Raw genomic sequence first — 14,207 nt, 5'->3', positions numbered from 1 at the left:
TCGGTCTCCTCTGCCGGCTGAAACAGAAATTTTACATTCCCATAGAGTTCATCTTTGAATTTCGCCAAAACCATAGCGGCACCCAGAAGCCATGCCGTATGGGCATCATGACCGCACCCATGCATTATTCCCTCATTTTTGGATTTATATGGTATATCATTCAATTCTTCCATCGCCAATGCATCCATATCAGCTCTCAGTAATATCGTTTTCCCTTGATGCTTGCCTTTTAACAATCCTACAACTCCGGTTTTTGCTATATTGCTATGTACTTCAATCCCGAGCTCCTTAAGCTTTTCGACTACTATAGAAGCCGTTCTTACTTCATTGAACCCAAGCTCCGGGTATTCGTGTATATCTCTTCTGATATTAATAATTTCATCTTCTATTCTCTTTCTGATTTCATCATTTAAAACCTCATGCAATATTTTCATAATAATCTCCCGTTACAAATATTTTTTCATCCCATATATGGATATTTTCAAAATCTATCATTTTAGCGCATGCGCTATTTTAATTCATGATACATCACATTCATATCTCTGTCAACAATATTCATATTAAAATGTTATTATTCGTTTAACCAATGGATTCTATCTTTCTTTACACCACTGATAAATTAATATATTATATATGATAGTGTTTAGAAAAAGTTCAATGAATGCGGGTTCAATTCATTGTTAAAGAGGTAGTTATGGATAAGAGTATACTAACAAAGGCAAAATTATTAAAAACAGCGGTATTACTGTTTGAAGAGCATGGCTATACAAATACCACAATAAGAATGATTGCTCAAAAGGCAAATGTAGGTAGAGGAAATGTTACATATTATTTCAAGAAAAAAGATGATATCCTTAGAACTTTATTGAATGTCTTTTTTAATAAAATAGAAATATTCACAAAAGACATCATCAATGACATAAATCAAAACGCTTATGTCTATTTTGCAATCCTGCTGAAATCCAATGAACATTTCATTGACACAATAGAGTATTTCAAAATGATGACTTTGGATACTGATGCAACAAACGGTACCTATAGACATAATTGTGATCTATACTACGAATTAATCGAAAAAAAACTAAAAATCAACAATACAGAATATGATTCAGCTGCATTAAGAAGAAGCATTAATTTCGCCGTTCTCATTTACGATGATGTTATAAGCAGAAGACTTAGGAAAGAAAACGAGTACAATGTCAATGCAACTTCAACAGCCATTAGACATTTTTTGCTTGAAATGAATTACTCTGATGAAGTTGTCAACAAAGTACTGGATATGGCGGAGGCAGGGTTCAGAAACATTGATTTAAATGAATTCAATGAATTTATAATGGGCTATGAATACGAAGAGATTTTGAGAGAACTTGAGCATTAAAGAATATTACGTCATCCGTGGTATATAACTTATTGTTAAGTTACAAATCCAAGTACCCACGGACTACATTTTAACAACAAATTCGACCGATCGATTCCGTTCGATATTTAATCGTCCGTAATAAGTCGGTCGGTCTAGTCAGGACAGCTTACGAAAGCCTGACAATTATTCTATGGTATATGTCAACTGCTGAATCTAAATACATTGCAGCATCTTTAAAATAATTATATATTTCTCTGTATTTTAAAATCATTATTGTATCATTTTTTGAATATAGCTCAAATAACCCTAAAATATATATGTCCTCCATTGAATTCTCCGATTTCCTGATTCTTTCTATCTTGCTTTGAGCTTCTGATGGGTTTTTTTCAAGAATTGAAATAGCGTCACTCAGTTCCAAGGCCCCAAGACTTAATAAATTCGACATGCTCAGAATTACCGAATCAATATGGATATTTAAAGTTTTTATCGTTTTTAATATCGATATGGTACAACTCATGATCTTATTTATTTCTATAGATATTGTATATAAATCCTGTCTATCAAACGGCGTTATAAAGGCCTCAATAAGATCTTTTTCGAGCTGAAATCTTATTTTATCGGCTTTGGCTTTATTAGCGAAAACATCATTATAGTCAGAATCATTCTTGTTTTTTATCCAACTTTCCAAATTAGATATCCCATCGTAGGTGGTTTTGCTTTGCTGGATCAGCAATGAATAAAAATCATACTTCTTTGGAAACATCCTATCCAAAAAACTACTGTCTTTCATAATAAAAACCTCCATTCAATTAAAGCATATATTGTAGCCGAGCACACTGCTGCGCTGGGAATTGTAATAAACCAGGAAATAACAATTTCTTTGCCAATATTCCAATTCACCATCTTGTATTCATCTGCTGCTCCAACTCCCATAATACTGCCGACAACAACATGAGTAGTAGAAACCGGAGCACCTGCAAAAGTTGCAAGTAATATGGATGTTCCTGAGGATATCATCGAATTCAAGCTATGGATTGGCTTTAAATCATATATTTCTCTTCCCAGTGTTTTCATAATTCTCCATCCACCAAATGCTGTACCTAAAAACATAACCGAACCCACTGCAAACTTAAGGGGAAATGGTATAGATGTAATATTTGCAACTCCTGAAGAAATAAATGCCAGTGAAATCAAACCGGTAATTTTCTGTGAATCATTGGCACCGTGACTAAAAGCAAGAACTGCTGCTCCAATCCACTGAAGCCTATTGATGCTTGTATTAATACTTGATTTACTATTTCTTAATAACAAAAATGCTATTTTCTGAATTATGTAAGCAGCAGCATAACCAAACAATGGAGAAAAAATAAGCGCTGCAACTACTTTTATGATGCCAACAAGTTGATGGCTGCTTGATAAAAGCTCTGCACCACCCCATAAAATGCTATCGGAACCATTTGATACCCAAGTTGCTCCGACCAGTCCTCCTATTAATGCATGAGACGAACTTGACGGAAGCCCTTTGCTCCATGTAATTATATTCCAGGTCACGGCTCCTAATATAGATGCAATCAAAATATATAAAAGCTTTTCATTTGGCGCAATTGAGATAATGGCAGATACAGTGTCAGCAACCTGATTACCGCTTAATAAAACGCCGATTAGTCCGAACACCGATGCAAGAAGCACTGCTTGTCTGGGTTTGGCTGCTCGACATGAAATAAAGGTTGCAACAACCGAACTTGCATCATGAAGTCCGTTGGTCAGAGTGAAAATTAGAGCAATTATTATCAATACTGTTAAAACAATATTTATACCAATAACCATTACCATTCCTCCTATGATAGTGGAGTAATTCAAATTTGAATAATGTCAGCACGTTCCATGAGCAAGAAATGCAACTTTCTCCCCCCTACTTAAATTCTACATATCAACTCCACAGCCGTCAACATCAGTTTGATTTTCTATAGTTTTACAAGTCTCCAAAAGTCCGAAAAGTCCATAAAGTCCGAAAAGTCCATAAAGTCTGATCGATTGGCATGTGTCTTGAACTGTATATATACAATAAAACAGCCTATATGGATGTTTATTTAGTGAAAAACACAAAAAATGAATTTGGCATGTTTTTTGCACTATTTTATAAATGTGCTAACAAAACAATAATTTATAAGGAGGAATTTGGTATGAGTGAGTATAGAGAATTGAAAGAGCACGTAGTAAGAGGAGATGAAGGCAGAGTGGTATCTCAAATCGAGACAATGCTAAACAGAGACGTAAACCCATTAGACATAATACAAAAAGGTTTAGTAGTTGGAATGGGCATAGTAGGTGACAAATTTAGCATTGGGGAAATGTTTGTGCCGGAGGTACTTATGTCGGCAAGAGCTATGAATGCAGGCATGGATTTGATAAAACCGCATATAGATGAAAAAGATATCCCAAATATAGGAACTGCGGTAATCGGAACAGTAAAAGGCGATCTTCATGATATAGGCAAAAACTTGGTTACCATGATGATGGAAACTGCAGTATTCAAGGTAATAAATTTAGGTTGTGACGTACCAAAAGACAAGTTTGTTTCTGCGGCAAAAGAAAACAATGCAGATATAGTAGGTATGTCTGCGATGCTGACTACTACAATGACATACATGGATGACATAATTGAAGCCTGTAAAGAAGCAGGGATAGAGACACAATATATGATCGGTGGCGCCCCTATAACTCCGGAATACGCTAATAAAATTGGTGCGGTATATACTGCTGATGCATCTTCAGCGGCAAACAAGGCTAAAGAATTAGTTGAATAAAAAGATTCAGCGCATGGACATTGCAGCATTCAGAAATCAAGCATGAGTTTATTAAAATATAAATCAGGAGTGATAAAATGAAAAATATCAGTAATTGTACAAATAGAAAGCAATTGGGGATCAACATATTTGATGACAGTCAGTGTAGTGCTGTTCACCAAGCGGTGTTGGAAGTAATAGAAGATGTTGGAGTAGAAGTTCATAATGAGAAAGCCTTGGAGATTTTAAAGAAGGCTGGAGCTTATATAGACGGCACTAGGGCGAGAATTCCATCAGGATTAGTAGAAAAAGCGATAAGATCAGCACCTTCAACCGTTAAGATTTACAGCAGAGACGCTGAATCGAAAATGTTGCTTGGAGGGCATAGATTCTATTACGGGCCAGGTCCTACAGTCATATATATGTTGGATCCATTTACAGGAGAAAGAAGAGTACCCCAGTATGAAGACATATGTCAGGCGGCAAAGGTAGTGGATTCACTGGAAAACTTTGACTTTGTAATGGATTTTGCCACTATAGACGGAGTAGAAGTTGACATAATCGATGTAAGATCTTTTAAGGCTTTATTGGACAATTCGTCTAAACCTATTGTCCACTGGAGCTACAACAAAGATAATGTGAAAGCGATCATAGATATGGGTGTGAAAGCAAAGGGAAGCCTGGAAGAATTACAAAGAAATCCATTCTTTGCAATATATGCAGAACCTATAACGCCTCTTGTTCATGAAAACGAAGGTTTGGATGTAGCCATGACGATGGCGGAATATGGCTTGCCGGTAGTTTATACATCAGCAGCGCAAGGCGGACTGACATCTCCGGCGACACTTGCTGGAAACTTGGTTGTCCAGCTTGCAGAATCTCTAACAGGATTAGTTGTATGTCAATCAATCAGAGAAGGTACACCATATATTATGGGTGGAGTTCCAACAGTTGTTGACATGGGAACTATGGCAATGACCTATGCCTCACCTGAATTTGATTTGCTGAACTTGGGCACGAGTTCAATGGCCAAGTATTATGGTTTGCCCGTATTTACCACAGGTGGATGTTCAGATTCCAAATGTGTGGATCAACAGGCAGGTATAGATATGGCAACAAGCATCTTGATGACTGCCTTGGGTGGTGGGAACCTGATACATGACGTAGGGTACATGGAAGGCGGAATGGCTAATTCCATGACTCAACTGGTTATAGCAAATGAAGTCATTGGCCAAACAAAGAGAATAATAAAAGGAATAGAAGTATCGGATGAGACATTAGCTTTAGACGTAATTAAAAGTGTAGGACCAGGAGGAAATTATATAGGAGAACGACATACATTTGATAACTTCAAGAAAGAATGGTTCCTGCCTGAGCTATTCAACAGACAGGTAAATCCAAACTGGGTAGCTGATGGTTCACCAACATTGGCTGACCTGGCAAATAGAAAGCTTAAAAAGATACTGGATGAATATCAACCAAACGGCATAGATAAGGATGTTTCAAAAGAATGTGACGACATAATCAAGGAGCTTTTGAAGAAGTACTAGAAATGAACTAAAGATGTGAAAAATAAAGCTGCACTGGAGAAGCATGAGAGAATACTTATTTGCAGAGCATGGTTTGCGACAATATAAATGAACCTGGATTATTCATGAAAACTTCATAGAACCTGAGAAACATTATTAATCCAACGTGTACATAAAACTGTATCCTTCACCCTTTCGGTGAAATAAATCTTCATCAAAACAAATGCATCAATCATTGAACAACTTGTGTATAAGCCTGCGATTTCAAGGAATGCTCATTCCTCAAATGAACATTCCTTGAAATCCTATAACAGCTTGCTTCAAGTTTTGTTTGAAATGCATGTTGAATGTGAAATTTTCCAGCTTTTTATGTTTATACGAATAGTTCAGGTTTTTAAAAAATAAAGAGGAGAGGTATATTATGAATTTAGTAACAATTAGAGCTATCGTTTTGGTTTTGTATTTGGGCTTTATGCTGTCTGTTGGTTTTTTCCAGGGTAAAAAAGTAAAAAGTGATGACGATTATAATATAGGTGGGCGATCAGTCCCCGGATGGGTAGCGGCCTTATCGGAACGTGCAACGGCCGAGTCTGCGTTCTGTATGGTAGGTATTCCGGGAGCGGCTTATGTTACGGGAATGGCAAGTATTTGGATGGCCATAGGATTCGGTTTGGGAAATATTCTGGCATGGGTGGCAATTTCACATAGAATGCAGGCAGAATCTGAAAAACATGAAGTCAATACCTATATGGACTGGATATCCAAACGCCACACGAAATTTGGCAAATCCCTTAGACTGATTGGTGCATTTATATTAGTGTTCACATTTTTATTTTACATTGAAGGTCAGATTCTCGGTGGAGGTAAAACACTCGGCAGTATGTTTGGAATTAAAATGTCTACCGGTTTGCTTATAACGTTTTTAATTATTATGCCTTATGCTGTTTATGGAGGCTTCCAGAGTGTTGTTTATACTGATGTCATACAAGCATTGCTTATGATATTCACTCTAATCGTTACACCTATCATTGGTATTTTCTATATTAAAAACAATCCGGCTGATGTTCAATTTACCAGTTTGGGTGCAGCTTTAAGATCAGCCAGTCTCATGAGCTCAACAGGAGGGCTAAAAGGATTGGCAGCCGGAGTTTTTATAGGGAACTCTCTAGCATGGGCTATTACATATTTCGGTGGTTTTCCTCCTTCAAGTATTCGTTATATGTCTATTAAAGATAAAGCTTCGATGAAAACTGCTAAGACTATAGCAATTGGTTGGGCATCCTTGGCATATTTTGGTGCCATTACACTAGGTTTTATCGGTATTGCAATATTTGGGCCTAATGCTTTCGCCGATCCCGAAACAGTTATGCCGGAAGTCATTATGACAATATTCCCGACAGTACTTGGGGCTATATTGGTAACAAGCGCCATGGCTGGATTAATTTCCACAGCGGATTCCATGCTTGTTCTTGCTTCATCGGAAATTTCTGAAAGTATATTCAAACCGTATTTTGTAAAAGGAGAAATGACCAGAGAACAAAACCTCAAAATTTCCAGACTGATCACAGTTGCTTTAGGTCTTTTTGCCCTTGGGCTTGTGTATATCATACCCCAGGATTTGGTATATAATGTAGTTGGCTTTGCCTGGGGAGGTTTGGGAGCATCATTTTCAACATTGTCTCTTTTGACTTTATTCTGGAAAGATTTCAATGCCTACGGTGCTATGACAGCAATGGTTGTCGGTTTTGTTTCATCTGTCCTATGGTACATTTCCCCTTTAGAACAGATAGTACCTGCTATGGCTACGGGATTTATATTTTCTCTGATTTCAGCTGTAATAGCTACAAAATTGACTGTGCATAAATTTGATAGTGCATCTATGGAAGTGAATGAAAAATCAAATTAATGATTAATAAGGAGACCAGCTATGAACAACAAAAAAACTATTACCGTATTAGGTGGCGGGCATGGTGCGCATGCTATGGCTGCGGATCTTACCTTAAGAGGCTATGAGGTGACAATGTTTGAAATGCCTGAATATAAGGGTAATCTGGAACAACTTTTTAAAACTAAAGAGATCAAAATAACCGGGGTCATTAATGGTGTAGCCAGAATTGCCAATGTGACATCTGATATTGATGAAGCAGTGAAGGACGCTAAAGTAATTGCCTTGGTTGTGCCGGCGTTTGCACACACCTCATATGCCGAATTGTTAAACGGCAAACTCTCCAAAAATCAGACACTAATTCTTTATCCCGGAACTTTTGGATCGATGCAATTTAAAAATGTATTCGAAAACGACAATTGTCCTATTATTGCTGAGACTGACACACTTCCTTATGACGCCAGGCTCAAAGGACCCTGCCACATCAATGTTTTTGGTACAAATGTGCTGAATATTGCTTTTTTACCTTCTTTGAGATGCGGTGAAGTTATAGGTGAATTGTCGCAAATGTATGAATTCAAAAAAATTTATGAGGATGTTTTGGAATGCGGATTAAGCAGTATAAATCCCGCACTTCACTCCGGACCATGCCTCTTGAATCTTGGCCCTATCGAATATTGGGCAAGGGGAGATTTCTATCTTTATTAACATGGCTTTACTCCTTCAGCCGCAAGAGTCAATAAAGAACTCGATAATGAAAGAAAATCAATTGGCAAACAGTTTGGGTACAAGATAGATGCAATGGAAAATTTTGCCGGTATGAAAGAGGGTTGGGGTTGGAAAGATATGTACAGGGCTATTCACGGTGAAATAGCGTTGACTCCCATTGTAGGACCCAATGACATATTCAACAGATATCTTACGGAAGATGCTCCTTTTGGACTTGTAACATGGAGTTCAATAGCAAAACTGGCAGGAATAGATACTCCGACAATCGATGCGATAGTGAACATCTATTCAGTCGCCCATGAAACCAACTGGTGGGAAAAAGGGAGAACGACTGAAGATTTAGGTATTAATGAAATGTCTGTCGAAGAAATAAAGGAATACCTGAAAACCGGAGTTAAGGAAGCGAGAAAAGTGATACCTATTTAAGGAGACTGTAACATAATCAGTGCATAATCAGATCACCATGAAAGTAAATAATATTTAGTTTAGCTAGGCGAGTTATCCTTTAAAATGGACAGCTCGCTTTTTCTTTGGTCCCAATTTCTGTAACTCGATGTCCATTTGACAGTAGCATCTTTTGTAGCTGAATAAAGGAAGACCGGACTCTTGTAACATTATTTAATATTATATTTTTTCAATCTATAATGCATTTTTTGTCTGCTGATACCCATAATTCTAGCTGCTTCAGCTACGTTGCCATTTGCCTCGACAAGACAATCTATTATTTTATTATATTCATTCATTTCTATTTTTTTAAGTATATCATTATCTTTTAACAATATCTCTTTATCGAAAATATATTCTGCTTTGTTTGTTTCGACTTTTACCCTGGACCGTTTATTTGCTTCAATATTATTTATCACATGCCCAGGTATGTCCGATAGTTCTATATACCTGCAATTTTCTGTGGCTAAATTCATTGCTGCCTCAATGCTGTATCTCAACTCTCTAACATTGCCGGGCCAATCATATTCATAAAATAATTTTCTTACTTCTTCATCTACGTCTCTGATGTTTTTATTATATTTTTCATTATACATATCAATAAAATATGTGCATAATAGACCTATGTCATTTTTCCTTTCCTTCAAAGGCGGTATCTTCAAATACATGACTGATAGTCTGAAAAACAAATCATCCCTGAATCTATTAATTTTAATCAAATCCCTTGGATCCTCATTGCAACTTGATATTATCCTGGCATCTATCGGAATATATTTATTGTCTCCCAATCTCATAACCATTTTCTCTTCCAATACCCTTAACAGTTTTGCCTGAAGCATAGTAGGCATGGAGTTTATTTCATCCAGAAATATTGTACCTCCTTCTGCTTGTTCAAACAAACCGGCCTTGTCAATAGCTCCAGTAAATGCTCCTTTAGTCGTTCCAAACAATAAACTTTCAAGAAGTGTTTCCGGAATTGCGGCACAATTTAATGCTAAAAAGGGATTGTTTTTCCTTTCACTAAAAGAATGTATGCTTTGGGCAAACAATTCTTTTCCTGTTCCTGTTTCTCCATAAATAAGTACATTAGAGTCGTTTTTTGCATAAAGCTTTGCCCAACTTATATCTTCCAATAATTTTTTGTCTTCCGTAATAATATCGCTGAAGTTATAATGTATGCTTCTATCCTTTTTTTTATTTCTATTGGACTTGCTTGGTTGCGTTTTATTTTCAGTTATATTTTTTTGAATTTCTATATTTTTTTCTATTAACTCATATATTTTGGAATAATCCCTTACAATGGCTGCCGAACCCAAAAGTTGATCATTATAAATCAAAGGGAATACACTTGTTACAACATCTATGTTCCTACCATCCCTGGTGTAGTACGTTTGCCTGATGTTTTTTATGGATTTCTTTTCCCTTTGCACTTTTAGCAACAAACTTGACTCCGTGTCAAACTTATACAATGATTCTACTTTTTTATCTAAGACCTCTTCCTTTTCATATCCTTCAATTTCTCCTTGAGCTTGATTATATATTCGTATCCTTCCGCTCAAGTCTGCAGCATGTATCCCATCTGTCAATGACTGTATTATTGCTTCATACATATTCTCCAAGACATTGCTTTCCCGCTTTTCCTTCACACATGCTATATAGTAAGTTGAATCTGAAATTTTAATTGTATCCATCTTGATGTCCAATTCTGTGTTGTTTGCATTATAGACATCTCCAGTTTTTTCTAATGTGAAATTTTTTATACAATTGTGGATATCAATCTTTTCAGATTCATTTAATGGCGATAACAACTGATTAAAGATTATATTGCTGTATAATATATCTCCATTTTTGTCGACAAGTGCAAAACCATCGTCTGACAATGAAAAAATAGATTTGACTGTTTTGTAAAAATCTTTGTTTTTATTTGGCATCAAAATACCCCCTGGACATTCTTAAAAAGTACTCTTTTTATCTGATATTTTTGAAGCATGTTTTGTGCAAGTCTTTTTTCAAAAAGTTGCAAGTTATTTTTCCATGGTATTGCAGCTTGAATTTCCACAATGTTGCATCACCGATTTTCACACATTTGCGGAATTCTTTCTATGACAAGTTTACATCATAAAATATTAAATTTCAACAAAAGTCTTTTATACATAATCGTCCATTCATTGTAATCCAATGTACGAAATATCCAAATTTTTACAATTTGTATCATTTGTACAAATTGTCCAATTCTTATGCTCGCAATATACAGAGAATCAGGAGAATTCAACGTAACAAATCATGCCTGTTCTCTTTGTATGTGTTCACAGTCAATACATACAGCGATTATATATATATTCTATGATTTATTGAATAGTTGGTACGGATATTGCAATATTAGTTTTCATGATTAACAAATACAATAAAACAAGGAGATTGAAATGAATACTAGTGAAGATCGCAAATGGATTCAAGAAAAATTGAACATTGGAAATGAGATGTTGTATTTGACCAAGGATGAAGTGATTTCTACAAACATCAATGAAAAAGACATTCTGTCTTTGACCAGAGATGCTCTGCTGGCGCATGGTACAAAGGAGTTTGAAATGCCTGCTAAAATTGGTGTTCACCCATACGAAGAAGTTTTCTTCCATGCGATGCCAGCTTATGTACCGTCCAAACAAGCTATCGGAATGAAATGGATCGAGTGCTACCCTTTTAATCCTAAAAAATTCAACTTGCCTCAAACTACAGGTATCCTTTCGTTAAACGATGTGTCATCGGGCTGTCCAATTGCACTGATGGATTCTACCTGGATTACTGCCATGAGAACGCCTGCTGTAACTGCATTGGCGGCTGAAGCGCTTCATCCGGATGCTGAAACATTCGGTATGTTCGGATGTGGAGTACAAGGTAAAGAGCATGTAAAATATATAGTACACACTCTAAAGAAACTCAAAAAAATATATGTGTATGATACAAGAGAAGAATCAATGGACAATCTCATCGAAGAAGTTCAGCCTTTAATTGATGTTGAAATAGTCAAAGGCACTAGTCCTGAAATGGTGGCAAAAAGCTGTGAAGTATTGAGTTCTGCAACAATTATATTAAAGGAGCCAATAATAGCAGTCAAAGATGAATGGGTTTCTAAAGGTCAAACAATACTGCCTTGCGACTTGAATACATTCTGGGATCCAATAACTTCAAAGAGAGCAGACAAATACATCGTTGACAGCATCGAAGAGCATGAATTATTCAACGGCATGGGTTACTTCCCTGACGGTTTGCCTGACATAGCATGCGAAACCGGAGAAATACTGGCAGGAAACAAAAAAGGCAGAGAAAGCAAAGATGATTTAATCGTATGCAGCAACATAGGTATGGCAGTATGTGATGTTGTTGTAGGTCGTGAAGTCTTCAACAGAGCTTTAAAAAACAATATAGGTATAAAACTAGGATTATAATACCTGATCTAACAATTTAGCACTATCAATATATTTATATCCAAAATATGTAAAATCGCATAAATAATCAAGTAGTAGGTAGCTGATTGTTTCAGCTACCTACCTCTCACAACACTTGTCCCGTATCACTCCAACACTAAGAAAAGACATACACGGATAACCGTATATGTCCTTGCTGGTTAGACCATGTCGCCTACTCTTGAAACAAATATCTTTCTTATGGCTTCGTTTTCGCCGAGCCCCTTCAGTATGCAATGTACGGAAATATCATTTTCCTCCAGGAAGCTCCTGTATGAATCCTCTTCTCCAGCCATGTCGTTTATGGCATGGTCTCCAGCCACCAGCATGAGAGGCGCCAGGGTCATACTTGAAAATCTGCCCAGTATTTCATCTGAAATATTCTCCAACTCGGGGTATCCTTCCACGTTGGCTATGTACACATCGGACCTTTGTTCTCTTATCTTGTTCTGAAGCATGCTGTAGCAGGCATTTGCGTAATGCTCAGTTCCATGGCCCATTAGCACTACTCCCTGATTTTCCCTTTCTTCCGGAAGGTAGTTCAACAGGGCGTCTGTGACTTCATCGTAATGTTCCTCTTCGTACAAAAGGGGCATTCCCAGTTCGATGTCTATTTCCGTCTTGTGTTTCAACATCGAGATTTCATTTCTCACTTTTTCATATTCGAATCCGGGAATTATGTGCAAAGGCTGTACGACAATCTTTTCAAAACCTTCATCGACCATCTTTTCCAGTGCCTCTTTCGGAAAATCGATATGGATTCCATCCCTTTCCTTGAGCTTTTTTATTATCATTCTGGATGTAAATGCACGCCTTACCACATGATCCGGATAGGCTTCCTGGATGTCCTTCTCCACCGAGTCTATACATTTAACCCTCGTATCCTCATAGCTTGTGCCAAAGCTTACAACTAATATTCCTTTTTTCACAATTGTTCTCCTTTTAAATTTTTTTGCATTTCATCATATCCCCTTAATCTATTATCTTTTGCAAACTTTTTTTGCAATATCAAAGGCCGTCTTTTTGAGAATGCAGTCAAGAGATTCCAGTGACTCGTCCTCATTCACTATCATCCTGGAGGGACATCCACCCGGACAAACGGAGAGGTATTCGCAGTCCTTGCATTCTCCAGCATTCCTGCCAGTTACAGAAATGCTGTTTACGCAACCATCATTAATATTGCCCATATAGTACTCTTTTCTGTCGATCAGTGAACCGCAGGGATATATATCACCTGTCGGCAGTATCACATAGGACCGTCCGCAGGATGCATAGCAGTAATCCATGCTGCATCCTTTAAGTGTAAGGCGTTTTTTTGCTTCCTCCACTTCCCTGACTCCTATCTTCCTTCCTGAATGCTTTCTCAGATACTCGCTTCTTTCAAACAAACGATTCAATGCCAGCTTCAATTGCTCTCCAGTCGGTTTTTCGATTTTTCTTCCGTCTTCCTTTGCCCTTCCTGCTTCTCTCAGCAAATCAAGGCCAATGCCTGCAATATTGCCTAAATAAAATGCAAAGTCCGCAAGCTCATGAATCCTTTCAACATTGTAGTCGGTCACCACGCTGTTCACATTGACAATTATGCCTTCCTCACCCAAGGTGCGTATGCCGTTTACAGCCTGCTTCATGCTGCCTCTCAACCACTCGTTGACTTCGGGAGGACCGTCAATGCTGACACCCATGGCGATTCCCATCTCCTTGATGGCCTTTGCCTTCTCCCTGTCAATCAGCGTTCCGTTGGTCTGCATCTGGAAGGAGGCATTATAGCCCTTTTCCTTGACATACTCGCAAACCTTGACTATAAGGTCAAAATTCAGCAGGGGTTCCCCCCCGGCAAACTGAATTTTCATCGGTCTGTCACTGAAATGGTCAAGTGCTCTGACTGCAGTATCGAAATCCATATCGAAATGGTTTCTAGAGTCCGAAGCATAGCAATATCTGCAGTCTAGGTTGCATCTGCCAGTTGTCCACAATACAATCAATACTCTTTCATTAGCCATAATATTTCCT

General features: G+C 37.4%; 12 protein-coding genes and 1 pseudogene. 7 read left to right on the top strand and 6 right to left on the bottom strand.

All coding sequences use genetic code 11. The features are described 5' to 3' along the window. On the bottom strand, positions 1-434 hold a 434-nt coding region (locus BUB05_RS16260; RefSeq protein ID WP_139258049.1), incomplete at its 3' end, for a M20 metallopeptidase family protein. Positions 435-694: 260 nt separating this feature from the next. Between BUB05_RS16260 and BUB05_RS16255 the strand changes: the two genes are divergently transcribed. Continuing rightward, positions 695-1,378, top strand: a complete 684-nt coding sequence (locus BUB05_RS16255; protein WP_073050669.1) for a TetR/AcrR family transcriptional regulator — start codon at positions 695-697, stop codon at positions 1,376-1,378. Between the two features lie 148 nt (positions 1,379-1,526). Here the strand turns inward: BUB05_RS16255 and BUB05_RS16250 are convergent, their stop codons facing one another. Both BUB05_RS16250 and BUB05_RS16245 read right to left on the bottom strand, forming a co-directional pair. Beyond that, positions 1,527-2,150, bottom strand: a complete 624-nt coding sequence (locus tag BUB05_RS16250) for a DUF47 domain-containing protein (protein WP_073050668.1) — start codon at positions 2,148-2,150, stop codon at positions 1,527-1,529. Further along, on the bottom strand, positions 2,147-3,187 hold the full coding sequence (locus BUB05_RS16245) for an inorganic phosphate transporter (protein ID WP_245819931.1): 1,041 nt from the start codon (positions 3,185-3,187) through the stop codon (positions 2,147-2,149). The genes BUB05_RS16250 and BUB05_RS16245 overlap by 4 nt, the downstream gene beginning before the upstream one ends. A 356-nt stretch (positions 3,188-3,543) precedes the next feature. Between BUB05_RS16245 and BUB05_RS16240 the strand changes: the two genes are divergently transcribed. The 5 genes and pseudogenes from BUB05_RS16240 to BUB05_RS18500 all read left to right on the top strand — a co-directional run. Continuing rightward, positions 3,544-4,167 carry a corrinoid protein gene (locus BUB05_RS16240; RefSeq protein WP_073050666.1) on the top strand — a complete coding sequence of 208 codons (624 nt, stop codon included), beginning with the start codon at positions 3,544-3,546 and terminating at the stop codon, positions 4,165-4,167. Positions 4,168-4,244: 77 nt separating this feature from the next. Further along, positions 4,245-5,696, top strand: coding sequence for a trimethylamine methyltransferase family protein (locus BUB05_RS16235; protein WP_073050665.1), 1,452 nt, complete (start codon positions 4,245-4,247; stop codon positions 5,694-5,696). 400 nt (positions 5,697-6,096) lie between these two features. Then, entirely contained in the window at positions 6,097-7,581 is a 1,485-nt protein-coding gene (locus BUB05_RS16230; RefSeq protein ID WP_073050664.1) for a sodium/proline symporter, read from the top strand. A gap of 21 nt (positions 7,582-7,602) precedes the next feature. Next, positions 7,603-8,268, top strand: a complete 666-nt coding sequence (locus tag BUB05_RS18505) for an NAD(P)-binding domain-containing protein (RefSeq protein WP_094763024.1) — start codon at positions 7,603-7,605, stop codon at positions 8,266-8,268. Between the two features lie 12 nt (positions 8,269-8,280). Then, a pseudogene (locus tag BUB05_RS18500) lies at positions 8,281-8,715 on the top strand (NAD/NADP octopine/nopaline dehydrogenase family protein); the annotation flags it as partial. Positions 8,716-8,903: 188 nt separating this feature from the next. On the opposite strand, the gene BUB05_RS16220 reads toward BUB05_RS18500, so the two are convergent. Beyond that, positions 8,904-10,664, bottom strand: a complete 1,761-nt coding sequence (locus BUB05_RS16220; protein WP_094763022.1) for a sigma-54 interaction domain-containing protein — start codon at positions 10,662-10,664, stop codon at positions 8,904-8,906. A gap of 492 nt (positions 10,665-11,156) precedes the next feature. Between BUB05_RS16220 and BUB05_RS16215 the strand changes: the two genes are divergently transcribed. Further along, on the top strand, positions 11,157-12,179 hold the full coding sequence (locus tag BUB05_RS16215; protein WP_073050663.1) for an ornithine cyclodeaminase family protein: 1,023 nt from the start codon (positions 11,157-11,159) through the stop codon (positions 12,177-12,179). A 179-nt stretch (positions 12,180-12,358) separates the two neighbouring features. Here the strand turns inward: BUB05_RS16215 and BUB05_RS16210 are convergent, their stop codons facing one another. Together BUB05_RS16210 and BUB05_RS16205 are read right to left on the bottom strand one after the other, a co-directional pair. After that, positions 12,359-13,126, bottom strand: coding sequence for a sirohydrochlorin cobaltochelatase (locus BUB05_RS16210; protein WP_245819929.1), 768 nt, complete (start codon positions 13,124-13,126; stop codon positions 12,359-12,361). A gap of 51 nt (positions 13,127-13,177) precedes the next feature. Then, positions 13,178-14,197, bottom strand: coding sequence for a radical SAM/SPASM domain-containing protein (locus BUB05_RS16205; protein WP_073050661.1), 1,020 nt, complete (start codon positions 14,195-14,197; stop codon positions 13,178-13,180). Positions 14,198-14,207: the final 10 nt, after the last annotated feature.

The sequence above is a fragment of the Dethiosulfatibacter aminovorans DSM 17477 genome, assembly GCF_900142005.1.
GTDB classification, from domain to species: domain Bacteria; phylum Bacillota; class Clostridia; order Tissierellales; family Dethiosulfatibacteraceae; genus Dethiosulfatibacter; species Dethiosulfatibacter aminovorans.
Note: the sequence above shows the minus strand (reverse complement) of the source record. Positions and strands in the feature narration are given on the sequence as shown.